This is a genomic window from Promicromonospora sp. NPDC052451 (assembly GCF_044547525.1).
GTDB lineage: Bacteria > Actinomycetota > Actinomycetes > Actinomycetales > Cellulomonadaceae > Promicromonospora.
Map to the genome: position 1 here is coordinate 77,266 of NZ_JBIUAP010000015.1, position 17,523 is coordinate 94,788.

Genomic DNA, 17,523 nt, shown 5'->3' on the forward strand with positions numbered 1-17,523 from the left:
CGTTCGCCTGCCTGCCAGGCCCGCAGCTCGGGCCGCCAGGTCGGCCGTTCGGCCTGCCCCCAGGTCCGCCGCTTGGCCTGCCTGCCAGGCCCGCTGCTCGGGCCGCCAGGTCGGCCGTTCGGCCTGCCCCCAGGTCCGCCGCTTGGCCTGCCTGCCAGGCCCGCTGCTCGGCCCGCCAGGCCGGCCGCTCGGCCTGCCTGCCAGGCCTGCCGCTCGGCCCGCCAGGCCTGCCGCTCGGCCTGCCCGACCTGCTCGGTCTGCTCGGTCTGTACGGCATGTCCTCTCGGCCCGCTTCGGCCGGTGCGTCCCGCTCGCCGACTCGTCCAGGCGGAAAGGTGCCCCGCGGAGGTGGGTTGCGGACAGTAGACAACGTCTACAGACAGCAACCCACCTCCGCGGGGCACCTTCACTGACGCGCAGTGCGGCCTCCGCCTCCCGGTCTCAGGGTCGAGCCGCGGGGCCGCGGGGCCGCAGGGCTGCGGGGCCTTGGGGCCTCGGCGCGCCGGGACCGGGGGCCAGGAGCCCGGCGCCCCTGTATCGCAGCGGCCCCGCCCGGAGCCGCTCAGAGGTGCGGGGCCACGTGCTGCTGGTAGCGGTCCAGGACGGTCGCCGCCGTCTCCGCCGCGGGGCGGGCCCAGATCTCCTCGTTGAAGATCTCGGTCTCGACGTCGCCCACGTACCCCGCGTCACGCACCCACGAGGTGATCGTCGCGAAGTCGACGTACCCGTCGCCCACGTGCCCGCGCGAGTTCAGCGGCTCGGCCGCGAGCGGCAGCGCCCAGTCGCACACCTGGTACGACGCGATGCGGTCCTCCCGCCCGGCCCGGGCGATCGACTGCCGCAGCGCCGGGTCCCACCACACGTGGTAGGTGTCGACCACGACACCCACCTCGGACGGCGCGAACGGCGCCGCCAGGTCCAGCGCCTGCGCCAGCGTCGAGATCACGGCCCGGTCGGCGGCGAAGATCGGGTGCAGCGGCTCCAGCACGATCCGCACGCCGTGCTCCGCGGCGAACGGCACCAGGTCGGCGATGCGGTCGGCCACCCGGCCGCGCGTCGCCACGAGGTCGCGGTCCACGTCCGACGTCGGGGCGCCGCCCGGAGTCGAGCCCACGAGCCCACCGACGACGAAGACCAGCTCAGCGGTGCCGATCGTCGCGGCCTCCTCGATCGCCAGCTTGTTGTCGTCGAGCGCGGCGCGGATGCCGGCGTCGTCCGCCGCGGTGAGGAACCCGCCGCGGCACAGGGACGACGCGCGCAGCCCGGCGTCCGCGATGATGCGCGCCGCCTGCGGCGCGCCGACGGCCTGCACCACGTCGCGCCACGGCCCGACGGCGCCGAAGCCCGCCGTGGCCGCCGCCTCGCACGCCTCGGCCAGCGAGGCGTGCTTGACGGTGGCGGTGTTGAGCGATGCCCGGCTCATGCTGTCACCCCGTTCGTCGTGAGGAACGCCCGCAGGCGCGCGGCGGCCAGGGGCGGGTCGAGCAGCATGCCGCAGCCGTCGGCCAGGCGGGCCAGCTCGACCAGGTGCCGCACCGACCGGCCGGAGTGCAGGCCGCCTACCAGCGAGAACCCGGACTGGAACCCGTTCAGCCAGGACAGGAACGCGATGCCGGTCTTGTAGTAGTACGTCGGCGCTGCGAAGATATGCCGCCCCAGTGCCTCGGTCGACGCCAGGATCTTGTGGCCGCCCTCGGCATCCCCGGCGTCGAACGCCTGCAGGGCCGTGGAGGCCGCCGGGTAGATCGCGGCGAAGATGCCGAGCAACGCGTCCGAGTGGCCCTGCTCGTCGCCCGCGATGAGCTCCGGGTAGTTGAAGTCGTCGCCCGTGTACAGCCGGGGCCGCACGCCGTCGGCCGACGCCGGCAGCGCCGCCAGCGACCGGCGCAGCCCCACCTCGTGGGCGGCGTCGAGCAGCGACACCTTGACGCCGTCGACCCGTGCCTGGTGCGCGCGGATCAGGTCGAGGAACGTCGCGGTCGCGTCGTCCACGGAGTCCGAGCCCCAGTAGCCCGCCAGTGCCGGGTCGAACATGGTGCCCAGCCAGTGCAGGATCACCGGCTGGTCGGCCTCGGCCAGCACGGCGTCGTACACGCGGGCGTAGTCCTCGGGGCCGCGGGCAACCTGGGCCAGCGCGCGGGACGCCATCACGATGACCTGCGCCCCGGCGTCCTGCACCACGTGCACCTGCTCGCGGTAGGCCTCGGTGACGACGGCCAGGCCGGTGTCACCGGGTTCGAGCGCTGCGACGACCGCCGGGTCGAGCTGATCCGTGCCCGCACCGCACGCGACGCGCGCGCCCACGGACGCCGCCTCGGCCGCCGAGCGCCGGACGAGCTCCTGGGTCGCCGCCCAGTCGAGGCCCATGCCGCGCTGGGCGGTGTCCATCGCGTCGGCCACGCCGAGCCCGTGCTCCCAGATGCGGTGCCGGTAGGCGAGGGTCGCGTCCCAGTCGACGACGGCGGGTGCGCCCGGCACGTTCTCCGCACCGACCTGCGGCACCACGTGGGCGGCCGCGAAGGCGATGCGGGACGTGATCGGGGCGGACGGCGTCGTCCAGGGGCCGGGAGCGTTGAGCTCGACGGCCTCGGAACCGGCGACCCGGCCCTCGGCGTCGAACACGGGGAGGACGGCGGCGACCCCGCTCACAGGGTGATCTCCGGGATATCGATGCGGCGGCCCTCCGCCGACGACCGCAGGCCCAGCTCCGCGAGCTGCACGCCGCGCGCGGCCGAGAGCAGGTCGTAGCGGTGCGGGCGCCCGGCGACGACGTCGCGCAGGAACTCCTCCCACTGCAGCTTGAAGCCGTTGTCGAGGTCGGCGTTCGCGGGGACGTCGAGCCACTGGTCGCGGAACGGCTCGGTGACCGGCAGGTCCGGGTTCCAGACGGGCTTGGGGGTGTGCGCGCGGTGCTGGGCGCGGCACTCGCGCAGGCCGGCGACGGCGGAGCCGTGCGTGCCGTCCACCTGGAACTCGACCAGCTCGTCGCGGAACACGCGCACGGCCCACGAGGAGTTGATCTGCGCCACGACGTCGTCCCCGCCCGGGGTGGTCACGTCGAAGATGCCGTACGCGGCGTCGTCGGCCGTGGCGGCGTACTCGCGGCCCTGCTCGTCCCAGCGGGTCGGGATGTGCGTGGCGGTCTTCGCGGTCACGGTCTTGACCTGCCCGAGGATGCCCTCCAGCACGTAGTTCCAGTGGCAGAACATGTCGGTGGTGATGCCGCCGCCGTCCTCGGCGCGGTAGTTCCACGAGGGGCGCTGGGCGGGCTGCGAGTCGCCCTCGAACACCCAGTAGCCGAACTCGCCGCGCAAGGACAGGATGCGGCCGAAGAAGCCCTCGTCCACCAGGCGGCGCAGCTTCACCAGACCCGGCAGGTACAGCTTGTCGTGCACGACGCCGACGGTCACACCGGTCTCGGCCTGGAGCCGCGCGAGGTCGATCGCCTCGGCGAGGGTCTCCGCCGTCGGCTTCTCGGTGAAGACGTGCTTGCCCGCGCGCATCGCCTTGGACAGCGTCGCCGGGCGCAGGTTGGTCATCGCGGCGTCGAACACGATGTCGGCGTCCTTGATGGCCGCGTCGACGTCGGTGGTCCAGTGCTCGACGTCGTGCTTGGCCGCGAGCTCCTTGAGCTTGTCCGCGTTGCGGCCCACCAGCACTGGCTCGACCTGGACGCGCGAACCGTCGGCGAGCGTGACGCCGCCCTGGTCGCGGATCGGCAGGATCGAGCGCACGAGGTGCTGGCGGTAACCCATGCGGCCGGTGACGCCGTTCATGGCGATGCGAAGTGTGGTCACGGGCGGGACTCCATCGTCGGTGTTCGTCCGCGGACTGTCGCACAGTCCGGGAATGCGCTTTCCGGGCTGACAATAGCGCAGGTTTCCTGGGGAGTACATGGATGGTGCTGGCCGTGCGCACTGCGGCGGCGGTCGTGCACGCTGCGGCGGCGGTCGTGGGCACTGCGGTGGCAGTCATGGGCTCGAGGTCGGCAGTTTGCGCCGCGAACTCGGCAGTTTGCCTCGAGGTCGGCAGTTTGTACCGCAGACTCGGCAGTTTGCCTCGAGGTCGGCACAGGCCTGTACCGACCTCAAGGCAAACTGCCGACCTCACAGGAAGGTGCCGACCTCACAGGAAGGTGCCGACTTCGCAGGAAGCTGCCGACCTCGGCGCACACCGCCGACGGCAGCCTCAGCGGCGCCTGTCCCCGCCGAGGTGGTTCGGCGTCGACTCGCGCAGCACCACCTCGCCGCGCACCGGCGTGCCCGCGTCGCCCGTCTGGCCCAGCGCGAGGTCGGTCGCCAGCTCACCCACCTCGGCGAGCGGGATCCGCACGGTCGTCAGTCCGGGGGAGACGTCACGCAGGGTGTGGATGTCGTCGAAGCCCGCCACGGCGACGTCGTCGGGCACGCTCAGGCCCGCGTCGCGGGCGGCGGCCATCGCGCCCACCGCCATGACGTCGTTGACGGCGAAGACGAGCTCCGGCAGCCGGACCATGCTCGGTGCCGTACCGCCGGACTGCGGGTCGGCGTCGGCCGCCGACGGCGCACTGCCGTCGGCCCGCCGGATCAGGTCACGCATCGCGGAGTACCCGCCGTCACGGGTGAACGAGCAGGCCAGGACGTCGTCGGGCGCGACGGGGCTGCCGAGCTCCGCGAGGGCGCCGGTGAAACCAGTCGTGCGGTCCGCAGCCGTGCGGTGACCCCGGGGACCGGCCAGCACCGCGAACCGGCGGTAGCCGAGCCCGTGCAGCGCGCGGGCGAGGTCGGCCGCGCCGTCGGCGTTCGCGATCTCGACCACCGGCAGGCCGCCGATCGGCTGGCCGATCAGCGCCACCCCGCCGCCGGCCTCCTGGAACGCGTTCAGCGCGGCCTCCAGCGCACCCGAGGCCGGGCGGACATCGTCGACCGGCGTCTGCCCGCCGTCCGGTTCCAGCCGTCCGCCCGCGAGGATGATCGCGCGGGACCGCTGGCGCCGCGCGAGCTCGACGAACGCGAGCTCCCGCTCGGCGCTGTGCTCCGTGGACGCGAGCGTGACGATGAGCCCGGCGCGCTCCGCCGCCCGGGCGACCCCCGCGGCGATGGTCGAGAAGTACGGGTCGGCGATGTCGTGCACCACCAGGCCGAGCGCCGTCGTACGGCCGCGGGCCATCGCCTGCGCGCTCGGGTCGGGCGAGTAGCCGAGGCGGCGCGCGGTCTCCAGGACGCGCTCGCGCAGGTCCTCGCGGACGCTGCGGGTCGCGCTGCCGTTGATCGCGCGCGACGCCGTGGCCAGGGACACGCCGGCCTCGCGGGCGACCTGGCTCAGGGTGACGAGGGCGTCGGACATGAGGTCATCCTGCCGTGTCCGACGCCCCCGTGGGTCGTGAGAGGTCCCGACTCAGACCCGTGCCACGCGTAAGCCCGCGTCGCGGTGGGTGCGCTCGATGACGCTCGAGTAGCCCGCGATCATCCGCACGTGGCTGAACCGGGGTCGCACGGCGGTGCGCGCGGACTCCAGCTCCTCGCGCCGCGCGGCCGCCTCGATCCAGGTCGCGGCGATCTCCGCCGGTTCGTACGAGGTCACGAACCCGATCCGCTCCACGATCGACGGGGCGTCGCCCACCGGCGTGGTGACGGGCACCGCGCCGCACATCGAGCCCTCGATCAGGCACAGCGGTGCGGCCTCACCGAACGCCGAGGTGAGCGCGACGACGTCGGCCGTCGCGTAGACCAGCTCCATGTCGTGCCGCACGCCGAGCAGGTCCAGGCGCTCCAGCAGGTCCGGCCGGTCGCCGAAGATGCGGTCGAGGTCGTCCTGGAGGTCGGGGTTGGCCGCGGTCATGCCCGCACCGCACATGAGCACGTGACCGCGCGGCTCCAGCGCGAGGAACGCGCGGGCCGACCGGAGGAAGAGCTCGGGGTTCTTCATCTCGTCGTACCGCGCCGCGTAGACCACCACGGTCGCGTCGGCGGGCACCCCGGCGGCGCCCCGCAGGGCCAGCCGGCGGGCGCCCTGGACCGGCCGGAACCGGGCCAGGTTGATGCCGTTGGGCACCACGCGCAGCAGGTCGGCAGGCACGCCCGCCTCCCGGTACGCGTCCCGGGTGGACTCCGCGCAGCAGACCACGGCGGCGAGCCGGCCGCGGTCCGCCGCCGTCAGCAGGTCGCCGAGGGCGTCCCCCTGGTGCTCGGGGTCGGACCGGTGCAGGCACGCGATGACCGGACGGTCGGGGAACGCGTCCTGGTTGACGAGCCGCAGCGGCTGCTCCTTGAGGGACAGCACCACGTGCGCACCGCCCACCTCGCGGGCGGCCGTCCCCAGCTCGGTCTCGGTGAAGACCCGCGGGTCGTGGCCGGCGTCGGTGCTCCGGCCCAGCGAACCGATCCGGACGCCGGCGGCGCGCAGGGCGCGGTAGCGCGGGTCGTCCTCCATCCGCTGGAGGGTGGCCTCGCGCCGGACCTCGTGGTGCAGGCTCAGCACGGAATGCTGCTGACGGCCGCCCTGGTGCAGACCGGCGACCACCGTCGAGTGCAGGACACGAGCCCCGCCGCTGAAGAAGCCCTCGTAGAGCGAGAGCACACGCAAACCGTTGCGCTGGATCACAGACACCACCTCCTGCGCCCAGGGTGAGCCCCGCGGATGTGCGAGACATGGCAGTTCGGTTACACGAGGATTACGTATCCGAGGACTTCTGCACAAGAAGGTTTCGGATGTCGCGTTCGGCCTGGGCGGGTGAGATCTCGCGACAGCCCAGTGCCACCCAGCGCCGGATCATCTCCGGTTCGGCGCGCAGCAGCGTCGTCCCGCGGCGCAGCAGGGTGCCGATCGGCTTGCGCGCCTCGGCGACGTCGCGCAGGAACCGGAACCAGAAGGTGATCAGGCGGGGGCGCGACAGGCAGATCGCGTCGGCGAGCAGGCCCTCGGCGCGACAGACGTCGACGAGCTGGGCGGCGAAGACGCCCTCGGCCAGGATGATCGGCGCGTCCCCGATGTCGAGGCGCCGGATGCCGGTCCGGCGCGACGTCGGGATGTCGTACACCGGCACGTCGGCGCGGCCCTCGGTGGTCAGCTCCTGCAGCGCGGCGAGGGCACCCTTGGCGTCCCAGGTCGCGGGGTCGTCCCAGTCCACGCTGCCGTACCGCTGCGGCAGGCCCGGGTGGTCGATGTCCAGGTAGAAGTCGTCGAGCTGCACCACGGGCAGTCCCAGGCGGCGGGTGAGCGACGTCTTGCCCGACCCGGACGGTCCCGTCAGGAGCACCACCCGCGCGCGGGGACGGCGGGCACCCGGGGGCAGGTCGAAGAGGGTGGGCTCGGGCGCTGGGTCGGTCACGAGAGGCCATTCTCCCGCACCCTCGTGGGCTCGCGGTGTGGATGTCACCTTCTACCCAGCGATTGTGCCCAAGACCACGGCCGGTTCTGGGCGCAATCGCTGGGCAGAACGCCACTTCTGTGTGGCCGTGCTGGCCGGCGCCCGCTCGCCGTCCGTCCCGCGCCCGGCCACGTCAGTCCCGCGCCCGGCCACGGCCGTGCCCGCCCCCGGCCACGGCTGTGCCCGCCCGGCCCGCCCGCCCCCTTCGGCGGTCCGCCGTGCGCCCCGTCACCCTCCGGCCGCACCCCGCTGGTACCGCCCCGGGGTCGTACGCAGCAGCCGGCGGAAGTGGCGGGTCAGATGGGCCTGGTCGTGGAATCCGGTGGCGACCGCGACGTCCGCCGCGGACTCGCCCGCCAGCAGCCGGCGCCGGGCCAGGTCGAGGCGGCGGCCCACGAGGTACCGGTGGGGTGGCACGCCGAGCTCGCGGGTGAACGCACGCACCAGGTGGGGCACGGTGACGTCGAGCTCGGCGGCGACGTCGGCCAGCCGCACGGGACGCGTGGGGTCGGCGTCGAGCAGGTCGCGGGCCCGGCGGGCCGTCGATGCCGCGGGCGGTTCGCGCGGCGGCGTCGGGCGGCCGGACAGGTGCCAGGCCAGGCCTTCGGTGACCAGGGCCAGCAGGCCCTCGGCGGCGACGTCCTCGCGGACGGTGAGCGCCCGGTCCAGGCCCGCGAACCGCGCGCGGAGCGTGTCGTCGGGGACCAGGGGTGCGTCGACGGCGCGTCCGGTCAGCCCGGGGTCGAGCACCGCGGGTTCGAGGTAGAGCACCCGCTTGCGGAATCCGGCCGCGGTCACGGACCGCCCGTCGTGCACGACGCCGGGCGGCAGCACCGTCACCCCGGTGTGCTCCGCGGCGTGCTCCTGGCCGCCCAGGCCGTAGCCGATCAGTCCGCGGTCGACGACCAGCACGGTCCAGGTGTCGTGCGTGTGGGCCGGGTAGGCGTGCTCGTGCCATGCGGCGTGCAGCACCTCGGCGACCCCGGGCACCCCGGGCCGCCACGCGCGCACCACGTCCGAGGCCATGTCAAGAACGTACAAGATTCGCGCCGCGCCCCGCCCGCACGCTGGAGAACATGACCTTCGAACAAGCCAAGATCGTGATCGTGCTCCGTGACGACCTGCTCGGCTGGCAGGAGAACAACGTCACCGCGTTCCTGTCCAGCGCCGTGACCGCGGCCTACCCGGAGCTCGTGGGCGACACCTACCGGGACGCGGACGGCCAGGAGTACCTCGCGATGCTCGGCACCCCGGTCATGGTCATGGTGGCCGACGGCGACCGGCTCGCCACCGTCCGCGAGCGCGCCGCCACCCGTGGCCTGCGCATCGGCATCTACACGGCGGACCTGTTCGCCACGGGGAACGACGTCGACAACCGGGCCGCCGTCGCGGGCGTCGCCACCGAGAAGCTCGACCTGGTCGGGGTGGTGGTGACCGGTGAGCGGCGCGTCGTCGACAAGGTGGTCAAGGGGGCGCGGCTGCACCCCTGAGACCTCAGGACACGAGCGCCACGTGCAGCGTCCGGGGGCCGTGCACGCCCTCCACCCGGTCGAGCTCGATGTCGCTGGTGGCGCTCGGCCCGCTGATCCAGGTCAGCGGCCGACCGGGATCGGTGCCGAGCAGCCGCACGGCCTCCGGCACGGTCTGCACCACCTGGTCGGTCCGCACCACGCACACGTGGACGTCGGGGACCAGGGAGATCGCGCGCCGGCCCTGGTCGGGCCCGCCGTCCAGCACGATCGTGCCGGTCTCGGCGACCGCCACGCGCGCGGCCGTGACCACGGCGTCGATCCCGTCCAGCTCGACGGCGGAGAGCGGCGCCTCCCGCGAGTCGGTCCGCACGACGATGTCCCCGAGCCCGGCCAGCCACCCCGGCTCGATCCCGGGCGGCACGACGACGCTGCTCCGCGCCCGGGCCCCGGCCTCGGCGGCCCCCCGGCCGGTCGGCAGAACGTCAGATGATCGGTCGCTCGAGCTGCCGACCACCTGACGTTCTGCCGACCGCCCGGGATCGGCCGTCAGCCCACCCGGCGCCAGCAGCTCCGCCAGCAGGCCCGGCAGCTCCGCCGCCGTCACCCGGTGCACGTGCGCCTTGTAGTCCACGAGCCGGTCGACCAGCTGGTCCAGCACCGGTGCGGACCCGGGCGCGTGCTCGCCGGCGGCCCGGTACGCCCGGGGCACGGCGCGAGCCTCTCGCTCCGCGTCCGCCCCCAGCGCCGTCCTGATCCGGGACAGGATCTCCGTCCGCGCGTCGCTCATCGTCGGTCCTCCCGCTCTGCCCACCAGTCGTGGAACGTCTGCCGCGGTGGCTCCGGCAGGTCCCGGGACCGGGTCCACAGCGAGCCCGGGAACGGCAGCCGCCGGATCACGCCGTGCCGCGAGATCGCACGCAGCACCCGGGGCAGGCGGGCCGCCCGGCGGAACCGGCCGCCGTCGGCCATCGCGAAGGACGCCGCCTTCATGGCGGCCTTCCAGACGCGGTCCGGCACCTCGGGCGAGGCGCCGGCGAGCTCGACCTCGCGCGCCCGCAGCTCCACCAGGATCGACGGGATGTCGATCTTGACGGGGCACACCTCGTAGCAGGCGCCGCACAGCGTGGAGGCGTAGGGCAGGTCGGACTTCTCTCCGGTGAGCTGCGGCGTGAGGATCGCGCCGATCGGGCCGGGGTAGACCGACCCGTAGGCGTGCCCGCCCACCCGTTCGTACACGGGGCAGACGTTGAGGCATGCCGAGCAGCGGATGCAGTGCAGCGCCGAGCGCCCGGCCTCGTCCGCGAGCACGTCGGTACGGCCGTTGTCGAGCAGCACCAGGTGGAACTCCTGCGGCCCGTCGCCCGGAGTCACGCCCGTCCACAGGGAGGTGTACGGGTTCATCCGCTCGCCCGTCGACGAACGCGGCAGGAGCTGCAGGAACACCTCCAGGTCGCGATAGGTCGGCACCAGCTTCTCGATACCCATCACGGTGATGAGTGTCTCGGGCAGCGTGAGGCACATGCGGCCGTTGCCCTCGGACTCCACCACGGCGAGCGTCCCGGTGTCCGCGACGGCGAAGTTGGCCCCGCTGATCGCGACCTTGGCCGAGAGGAACTTGCGCCGCAGGTGCGCCCGGGCCGCCATCGCGAGCTCGCGCGGCACGTCCGTCAGGTCCGGCGGGGCGTCGCCCATCCGTTCGAGGAAGATGTCGCGGATCTCGGTGCGGTTGCGGTGGATGGCGGGCACCAGAATGTGCGACGGCATGTCGTCCGCGAGCTGCACGATGAGCTCCGCCAGGTCCGTCTCGACCGCGGCGACGCCCTCCTCGGCCAGCGCCTCGTTCAGACCGATCTCCTGGGTGGCCATGGACTTGACCTTGACGACCTCGTCGGTCTGCTTCTCCCGGACGATCCCGGCGACGATCCGGTTCGCCTCGGCGGCGTCCCGTGCCCAGTGCACGACGCCGCCGCGCGCGGTCACGTTCCGTTCGAGCTCTTCCAGCAGATCGGGCAGCCGGGCCATGACATCGGTCTTGAGCGCGGAGCCGGCGTCGCGCAGCGCCTCCCAGTCCGGCACCTCCCCGACGACGCGCGCCCGCTTGGACCGGATCGTGGAGGTGGCGTTGCCCAGGTTCCGGCGGAGCTGGTCGTTGGCCAGCGCGGCCCGTGCGGCCTCGGGGAAGGAGGCGCCCCAGTGCAGCGGGTCCTCCGGCCTGCCGACGCCGTCCAGCGTGCCCGGTGCGGCGTCCGGGCGCTGCCCGCCGGTGCGCGCGGAGGGCATGCCGAGGAACGTGCTCATCGGGCCACCTCCTGACGGTCGCCGGGCACCACGGGCGCCTCCCGCGTCGAGGCCAGGATCTCCGCCAGGTGCATGGGCCGCACTCCGGTACCGCCGCGCGAGAGGCCACCGCCGATGTGCATGAGGCACGACCAGTCGCCCGCGGTGAGCACCTCGGCGCCCGTGCCCACCACGTTCGCCACCTTGTCGTCGAGCATCGCCGCCGACGTGTCCGCGTTCTTCAGCGAGAACGTGCCGCCGAACCCGCAGCAGCCCTCCGCCTGCTCCAGCGGGACGAGCTCCAGGTCCTCGACGGCCCGCAGCAGCCGCTCGGGCTTGTCGCCGACGCCGAGCATCCGCAGCGAGTGGCAGGTGGGGTGGTAGGTCACGCGGTGCGGGAACCAGGCGCCGACGTCGGTCACGCCGAGCACGTCGACCAGCAGCTCGGAGAGCTCGTAGGTGCGCTCGGCGACGGCCGTCGCGGCGCGCGCCTCGGTCGGTAGCCCGGCGCGCTCCAGGACCATCTTCTGCTGGTGCCGGATCGAGCCCGTGCACGAGCCGGACGGCACGACGACGGCGTCCCACTCGCCGTCGGCCACGGGGGCGAAGGTGCGCACGTGGTTGCGCACCACGGGTACGGCGTCGGCGAGGTAGCCGGTGTTCACGTGCATCTGGCCGCAGCACGCCTGCTGGTCGGGGAACACCACCTCGTGGCCCAGCCGCTCCAGCAGCGTGACGACGGCCTGCGGAGCCTGCGGGAACATCGCGTCGGCGATGCAGGTGGCGGCCAGGGCGATGCGCATGGGCACTCTCCTTCGAGGTCTGACCACACCATAGCCCACTGTGGACAGACCACACCACGTACCATGCACCGGTGAGAACCCACGAGCGCGTCCTGGCCCGGATCGAGGAAGGCCTCGCCGCGGGCACCTGGTCCCTCGGGGACCGGCTCCCGGCCGAGCGGGCGCTCGCGGAGGAGCTGGGTGTGTCCCGCCCGTCGGTGCGCGAGGCCATCCGGATCCTGGAGGCGATGGGCATCGTGCGCACCGCTGTCGGCTCGGGTCCCGCGGCGGGCGCCACGGTGATCGACCGGCCGGCCGCGGGCCTGGGGGCGGCGGTGCGCCTGCACGTGGCGTCCGGCACCCTCCCTGTGTCCGACGTGGTGGCCACCCGCGTGCTGCTGGAGACCGGCGCGGTGCGCGACGCGGCCCGGCGGGCACCGGACGCGGCCGCCCTGGCGCCGCTGCGCGAGCACCTCGCGGCCATGGCGCGCCCCGGGATCGGCGTCGCGGAGTTCCTGGAGCGCGACCAGGACCTGCATCTCGGGCTCGCCCGGCTCGGCGGCAACCAGCTCGTCGAGGCGTTCCTGAGCGGGATGCGGGCCGCCGTCGCCTCCTACGTGACCGCGGGCGCCGAGGCGGTGCCGGACTGGCCGCGGACGGCGGCCCGGCTGTGCGCGGAGCACGAGGGGATCGTGGACGCCGTCGCGCGGCACGACGGCGAGGAGGCCGCGCGCCTGGCCCGCGAGCACATCGAGGGCTTCTACCGCGAGGCGGGCCTGGGGGAGCGCTGACGCGTCATCCGGCGTCCGAGGGCGGCCGGGTCGCCTGGACCACGGTGCGGCACGGGTCCGCGTCCGGGCCGTTGCCCAGCGCGGCCCGCTCCAGGAGCTCGCGGAGCAGGGTGCGCTGCCCGGGTTCCAGGCCCGCGAGCAGCTCGTCCTCCGCGGCGGCGACGCGGGCGTCCATCGCGGCCAGCACCTCCTGGCCGCGCTCCGTGGCCACGATGCGGCGCGCGCGCCGGTCGGCCGGGTCGCGCTGCCGTTCGACGAGGCCACAGCTCTCGAAGGCGTCCAGCAGGTAGGTCATGACGGTGCGGTCGATGCCGAGGGAGGCGGCCAGGGCGGCCTGGCTCGGCAGGTCGGCGTGCACCACCGCCGTGAGCAGCTGGTAGCCGCGCGTGCCCTGTGGCAGGTCGTCCGCCGCGGCGTCGACCCGGGCGCTCCACTCGCGCAGGAGCGACGCGAGCGACCAACCGAACAGGGAGTGCGCGCCGGTCGTCGTGGTGCCTGCCGTCGTGCTCATGGCCACATCCTACGGGAATGTGCGGTGATCCAGAAGAGTTGTGAGTAATATCGTCTGCAGCACAGACGATCTGCCGCGGATGCGGCAGCGGAGAACGAGGACGAGGGACACCGCGCGCATGACCGACTACGGGCACGACCTGCTCTTCGGTACCTTCATCACCCCCACGAACAGCGACCCCCAGGTCCCGGTGCAGCTCGCCCGGCTCTCCGAGGAGCTGGGCCTGGACCTGGTCACGTTCCAGGACCACCCCTACCAGCCGGGCTTCCTGGACACCTGGACCCTGATGTCGTGGGTGGCCGCGCAGACCGAGCGCATCCACGTGTCGGCCAACGTGCTGAACATGGGCCTGCGCCTGCCGGCCCACGTGGCACGGTCGGCCGCCTCCCTCGACCTGCTCAGCGGCGGCCGCTTCGACCTGGGCATCGGCGCGGGCGGATTCAACGACGCCGCCGTGGCGATGGGTGCGGAGCGCCGCACACCGGCCGAGAGCGTGACCGCGCTGGAGGAGGCCCTGGAGATCATCCGGGGCGTCTGGGACGCCGGTGAGCGCACCCCGCTGCGCGTCCACGGCGAGATCCACCGGGTCGACGGCGCCAAGCGCGGCCCGGCCCCGGCGCACGACATCCCGATCTGGCTCGGTGCGTACAAGAAGCGCATGCTCCGCATCACCGGTGCCCAGGCCGACGGCTGGCTGCCCTCGCTGCCCTACTTCAAGGACGGCGACCTGGCCCGCGGCAACGCGGTGATCGACGAGGCCGCGGTCGAGGCCGGGCGCTCGCCGAGCGCCGTCCGCCGGCTGCTCAACCTGGGCGGGTCCATCACCGCCCGGTCGACCGGGCAGCTGCAGGGCCCGGCCGACCAGTGGGTCGAGGAGCTGACGCGCCTGGCCCTGGAGGACGGCGTGAGCGGGTTCATCGCCACGGCCGACGACCCCGACCAGATCCGGGCCTTCGCCCTGGAGGTCGCGCCCGCCGTCCGCGAGGCGGTGGCGGCCGAGCGGAAGCGCGCCGGCACCGTGCCCGCCACGGCCCGGCGGGGCAGCGCGGCGCTGGCCGCGCGCCGGCCCGGGATCGACTACGACTCCCTGCCGCCCGAGCTGGCCGCGCGCGCCGTCGAGCCCGGTGACCGCGAGTACGGCTCGGTGCGGCACAACTACCTGCGTTCCGGCGCGCCGGGCCTGGTCCTGCGGCCGCAGGGCGTGGACGAGGTCGCATCGGGCCTGGCCTGGGTGCAGAAGCAGGGCGTCGAGTTCGCGGTCCGGTCCGCCGGGCACGGCATCTCCGGCCGGTCCACGAACGACGGCGGCGTGGTGCTCAGCATGCGCGGCATGCGCTCGGTCGAGGTGGTCGACGAGGCCACCCGCCGCGTGCGGATCGGCGCGGGCGCCACCTGGGGCGAGGTCGCGGCCGTCCTCGCGCCGCGCGGCTGGGCGATCACCTCGGGCGACTACGGCGGCGTGGGCGTGGGCGGCCTCGGCACCACGGGCGGCATCGGGTTCCTCGGCCGGCTCCAGGGCCTGACGATCGACCACGTGGTGGCCGCCGAGGTGGTCACGGCCGACGGCCGGGTGCTGCACGCCTCGCGCGACGAGCACCCGGACCTGTTCTGGGCGCTGCGCGGCGCGGGCGGGAACATGGGCGTGGTGACCTGGCTGGAGGTCGAGGCGGGCGCCGTGGGCGACGTCGTCTTCTCGCAGATGACGCTCGACGCGACCGACACCGCGGGGCTCCTGGAGAAGTGGGGGGCCACCGTCGAGGCGGCCCCGCGCGGGCTCACGTCGTTCATGATCCTGGCCCCCGCGCGGCGCGGCCAGCCGCCGATGGCGCAGCTCCTGACCGTGTTCGCGGCCGAGGGGGCGGACGCAGACCCGGAGGAGGCCATCGCCCAGCTCGAGCTGCTCGCGGACTCCGGCCCGCTGCTCGGCCACCAGGCGCAGCTCCTGCCCTACTCGGGCGTGGTGCGGCGCGAGGACGCCCACCACTCGGGCGGGGGCGACCCCTCGGCCCGGTCCGGTCTGCTGACCCACCTGGACCAGGGCACCAGCCGGGCCGTCGAACGGCTGCTGGGCACGGGCGAGTCGTACTTCACGTCGATCCGGGCGACGGGTGGCGCGGGGAACGACGTGGCGCCCGACGCCACGGCGTACGCGCACCGGCACCAGAACTTCGCGCTCTCGGCGCTCGCCACGAACCAGGACCGGCTCAACGGGGCCTGGGACACCGAGATCGGCCCCGTGATGGACGGTTCGTACCTGTCGTTCGACACCGACAGCCGGCCCGAGCGGCTGCTGGAGGCGTTCCCCGAGCCGACGTTCTCGCGGCTGCGTACCGTGAAGGCGGCCTACGATCCCTCCAACGTGTTCCGGACGAACTTCCCGATCCCGCCGGCAGATCCGGCCGACCCGGGTGCTGCGTCGGGACCGGCCGGGGACGGTGCCTGACCCCGGCTGTGGATAACTCCGCCCGGGTGTGGGTGGCAGCCCGTAGGTTCGATGCGTCCGGCACGGCAGGTACGGCACGGCCGGGCGTACCGACCTACTGACGATCTCTGCAGGGGGACCCATGAACCTTGTCGCCGCCTCGCGCCTGGCGCGCGAGCTGATGGACCAGCACGGCCTGAAGACCTGGACGTTCGAGTTCGACGACGCCGTCCGGCGCGCCGGGATGTGCAACTACACCAAGCGCCGCATCAGCCTGTCCGCGCCGCTCACGCGCATCCACGACGGGCCGGAGGTGCGGGACACGATCCTGCACGAGGTGGCCCACGCGCTCGCGGGCTCGACGGCGAAGCACGGTCCGGCGTGGCGTGAGGTGGCGGTGCGCATCGGCTGCTCGGGCCGGCGGTGCGTGGACCCGGCGGCGCCGTCGATCGACGGGCCGTGGGTCGGTGCCTGCCCGGCCGGGCACCGGATCACCCGGTTCCGGAGGCCGCAGGGGATCATGTCCTGCCGCGCCTGCGGGCCCCGGTTCGACCTGGCGCACCTCATCGCGTGGACGTACAAGGGTCGCAACGCGGCGATGGGCGAGCGGTACGACGCGCAGCTCCACGGGGCGTTCCGCGAGGTGGGCGAGGTCCCGGCGCCCGGGCCGGGGGCCGAGGAGCGGATCGCGCGGGCCGCGCGTGCACGGGTTCCGGGACTGACCGTCGAACCCTTGGACCTCGGCGCGCTACGTTGACCCCATGGCTACGTCGCCCGCACTGACACTCCCCTCCGGCGCCGCCGGCTCCCGCATCATCGGCCTGGGTCACCACCAGCCGCCGAAGACGCTCACCAACGAGGACATCGCCCGGCTGGTCGAGACCAACGACGAGTGGATCCGGTCCCGGACCGGCATCGTCACGCGGCACGTGGCCGCCGACGACGTCACGGTCGCCGACATGGCGACGGCCGCCGCCGAGCACGCGCTCGCCGACGCGGGCGTCCCTGCCGACGCGGTGGACCTGGTGATCGTCGCGACCACCACCGCGGAGGACCGGTCGCCCAACACGGCCGGCCGCGTCGCGTACGCCCTGCGCACCGGCGTGCAGCCCGGCGCCTCCACACCCGAGGGCGAGGAGGCGCCGGACCTGCGCCACGTGGTCGGGCCGGCGGTCCTGGACATCAATGTCGCCTGCTCCGGGTTCGCGCACGGCGTGGGCCTGGCCGACCAGGCCATCCGTGCCGGCTCGGCCCGGACGGCGGTGGTGGTGGGGGCCGAGAAGCTCACCGCCTACACCGACTGGACCGACCGCTCGACGTGCATCCTCACGGCCGACGGCGCGGGTGCGGCGGTGCTCCAGGCCACCGACGTCCCCGCCGTCGGGCCGGTCGCGTGGGGTACCGAGCCGGAGCTGACGCCCGCGGTGCGGATCGAGGTGCCGGACGTGAAGTTCCAGCAGGACGGTCGTGCCGTCTTCAAGTGGGCGATCACCCGCGCGGCCGACCGCGCGCGCGAGGTGGTGGCCCGGTCCGGACTGAGCCTCGACGACATCGAGGTGCTGGTGGCCCACCAGGCCAACCTGCGGATCATCGAGCCGCTGGCCAAGGCGCTCGGGCTGGACGGCAAGGTGGTGGTCACGGACATCACCGAGTCGGGCAACACCTCGGCGGCGTCCATCCCGCTCGGTCTGTCGAAGTGGTGGCACGCCGGTCAGATCCCGGCGGGCGTCCCGGCGCTGCTGTTCGGGTTCGGCGGTGGGTTCGCGTGGGCCGGCCAGGTGGTGCTGACGCCCGAGCGCTGAGCGGTCCCCAGGGGGCAGGGCCCGTCCGGCCACCGTCCGGACGGGCCCCGGACACCGTGGACAGCGCTTTCCCGCCGCCGGTATCGTGTCCCGCGACGTCGACGACGACCGAAGGAGC

Annotated in this window: 16 protein-coding genes; 5 read left to right on the top strand and 11 right to left on the bottom strand. The window is 74.1% G+C overall.

Annotated features, from left to right (window positions below; translation table 11 throughout):
- Positions 1–562 precede the first annotated feature (562 nt).
- From ACIG47_RS22435 to ACIG47_RS22465, 7 genes are all read right to left on the bottom strand, one after another.
- On the bottom strand, positions 563–1,423 hold the full coding sequence (locus ACIG47_RS22435) for a sugar phosphate isomerase/epimerase family protein (protein WP_397433254.1): 861 nt from the start codon (positions 1,421–1,423) through the stop codon (positions 563–565).
- Positions 1,420–2,649: a dihydrodipicolinate synthase family protein gene (locus ACIG47_RS22440; protein WP_397433255.1), complete on the bottom strand. Its 1,230-nt coding sequence runs from the start codon at positions 2,647–2,649 to the stop codon at positions 1,420–1,422. Before ACIG47_RS22440 ends, ACIG47_RS22435 begins: the two co-directional genes overlap by 4 nt.
- Positions 2,646–3,776, bottom strand: a complete 1,131-nt coding sequence (locus ACIG47_RS22445; protein WP_397433334.1) for a Gfo/Idh/MocA family protein — start codon at positions 3,774–3,776, stop codon at positions 2,646–2,648. Before ACIG47_RS22445 ends, ACIG47_RS22440 begins: the two co-directional genes overlap by 4 nt.
- 412 nt (positions 3,777–4,188) lie before the next feature.
- Positions 4,189–5,325 (bottom strand): LacI family DNA-binding transcriptional regulator, encoded by a 1,137-nt coding sequence (locus ACIG47_RS22450; RefSeq protein ID WP_397433256.1) that lies wholly within the window; start codon positions 5,323–5,325, stop codon positions 4,189–4,191.
- 51 nt (positions 5,326–5,376) lie between these two features.
- Positions 5,377–6,582 carry a glycosyltransferase gene (locus tag ACIG47_RS22455; RefSeq protein WP_397433258.1) on the bottom strand — a complete coding sequence of 402 codons (1,206 nt, stop codon included), beginning with the start codon at positions 6,580–6,582 and terminating at the stop codon, positions 5,377–5,379.
- A 70-nt stretch (positions 6,583–6,652) separates the two neighbouring features.
- Entirely contained in the window at positions 6,653–7,309 is a 657-nt protein-coding gene (locus ACIG47_RS22460) for a uridine kinase (protein ID WP_397412926.1), read from the bottom strand.
- 267 nt (positions 7,310–7,576) lie between these two features.
- Positions 7,577–8,374 carry an AraC family transcriptional regulator gene (locus tag ACIG47_RS22465; RefSeq protein WP_397433259.1) on the bottom strand — a complete coding sequence of 266 codons (798 nt, stop codon included), beginning with the start codon at positions 8,372–8,374 and terminating at the stop codon, positions 7,577–7,579.
- A 50-nt stretch (positions 8,375–8,424) separates the two neighbouring features.
- Between ACIG47_RS22465 and ACIG47_RS22470 the strand changes: the two genes are divergently transcribed.
- Positions 8,425–8,838, top strand: coding sequence for a DUF2000 family protein (locus ACIG47_RS22470; RefSeq protein WP_397433260.1), 414 nt, complete (start codon positions 8,425–8,427; stop codon positions 8,836–8,838).
- 4 nt (positions 8,839–8,842) lie between these two features.
- Here the strand turns inward: ACIG47_RS22470 and ACIG47_RS22475 are convergent, their stop codons facing one another.
- Genes ACIG47_RS22475 through ACIG47_RS22485 form a run of 3 tightly spaced genes read right to left on the bottom strand, consistent with a single transcriptional unit; the run spans position 8,843 to position 11,900 of the window.
- Positions 8,843–9,607 carry a lactate utilization protein C gene (locus ACIG47_RS22475; RefSeq protein WP_397433262.1) on the bottom strand — a complete coding sequence of 255 codons (765 nt, stop codon included), beginning with the start codon at positions 9,605–9,607 and terminating at the stop codon, positions 8,843–8,845.
- Positions 9,604–11,118, bottom strand: coding sequence for a LutB/LldF family L-lactate oxidation iron-sulfur protein (locus ACIG47_RS22480; protein WP_397433264.1), 1,515 nt, complete (start codon positions 11,116–11,118; stop codon positions 9,604–9,606). The genes ACIG47_RS22475 and ACIG47_RS22480 overlap by 4 nt, the downstream gene beginning before the upstream one ends.
- Positions 11,115–11,900, bottom strand: coding sequence for a (Fe-S)-binding protein (locus ACIG47_RS22485; protein WP_397433265.1), 786 nt, complete (start codon positions 11,898–11,900; stop codon positions 11,115–11,117). The genes ACIG47_RS22480 and ACIG47_RS22485 overlap by 4 nt, the downstream gene beginning before the upstream one ends.
- Before the next feature lie 71 nt (positions 11,901–11,971).
- Here ACIG47_RS22485 and ACIG47_RS22490 point away from each other — a divergent pair, with 71 nt between their 5' ends.
- On the top strand, positions 11,972–12,670 hold the full coding sequence (locus ACIG47_RS22490; RefSeq protein ID WP_397433267.1) for a FadR/GntR family transcriptional regulator: 699 nt from the start codon (positions 11,972–11,974) through the stop codon (positions 12,668–12,670).
- A 4-nt stretch (positions 12,671–12,674) separates the two neighbouring features.
- Here the strand turns inward: ACIG47_RS22490 and ACIG47_RS22495 are convergent, their stop codons facing one another.
- A complete protein-coding gene (locus ACIG47_RS22495) occupies positions 12,675–13,181 on the bottom strand; it encodes a MarR family winged helix-turn-helix transcriptional regulator (RefSeq protein ID WP_397412933.1) in 507 nt (168 codons plus the stop codon).
- A gap of 118 nt (positions 13,182–13,299) precedes the next feature.
- Between ACIG47_RS22495 and ACIG47_RS22500 the strand changes: the two genes are divergently transcribed.
- The 3 genes from ACIG47_RS22500 (at position 13,300) to ACIG47_RS22510 (ending at position 17,405) form a co-directional block, all read left to right on the top strand.
- Complete coding sequence (locus ACIG47_RS22500; RefSeq protein ID WP_397433268.1) at positions 13,300–15,624, top strand: LLM class flavin-dependent oxidoreductase; 2,325 nt, start codon at positions 13,300–13,302, stop codon at positions 15,622–15,624.
- Positions 15,625–15,745: 121 nt separating this feature from the next.
- Positions 15,746–16,360: a SprT-like domain-containing protein gene (locus ACIG47_RS22505; RefSeq protein WP_397433269.1), complete on the top strand. Its 615-nt coding sequence runs from the start codon at positions 15,746–15,748 to the stop codon at positions 16,358–16,360.
- A gap of 4 nt (positions 16,361–16,364) precedes the next feature.
- The gene (locus tag ACIG47_RS22510) at positions 16,365–17,405 is read left to right on the top strand and encodes a 3-oxoacyl-[acyl-carrier-protein] synthase III C-terminal domain-containing protein (protein WP_397433270.1); all 1,041 of its coding nucleotides are present in this window, start codon (positions 16,365–16,367) and stop codon (positions 17,403–17,405) included.
- Positions 17,406–17,523: the final 118 nt, after the last annotated feature.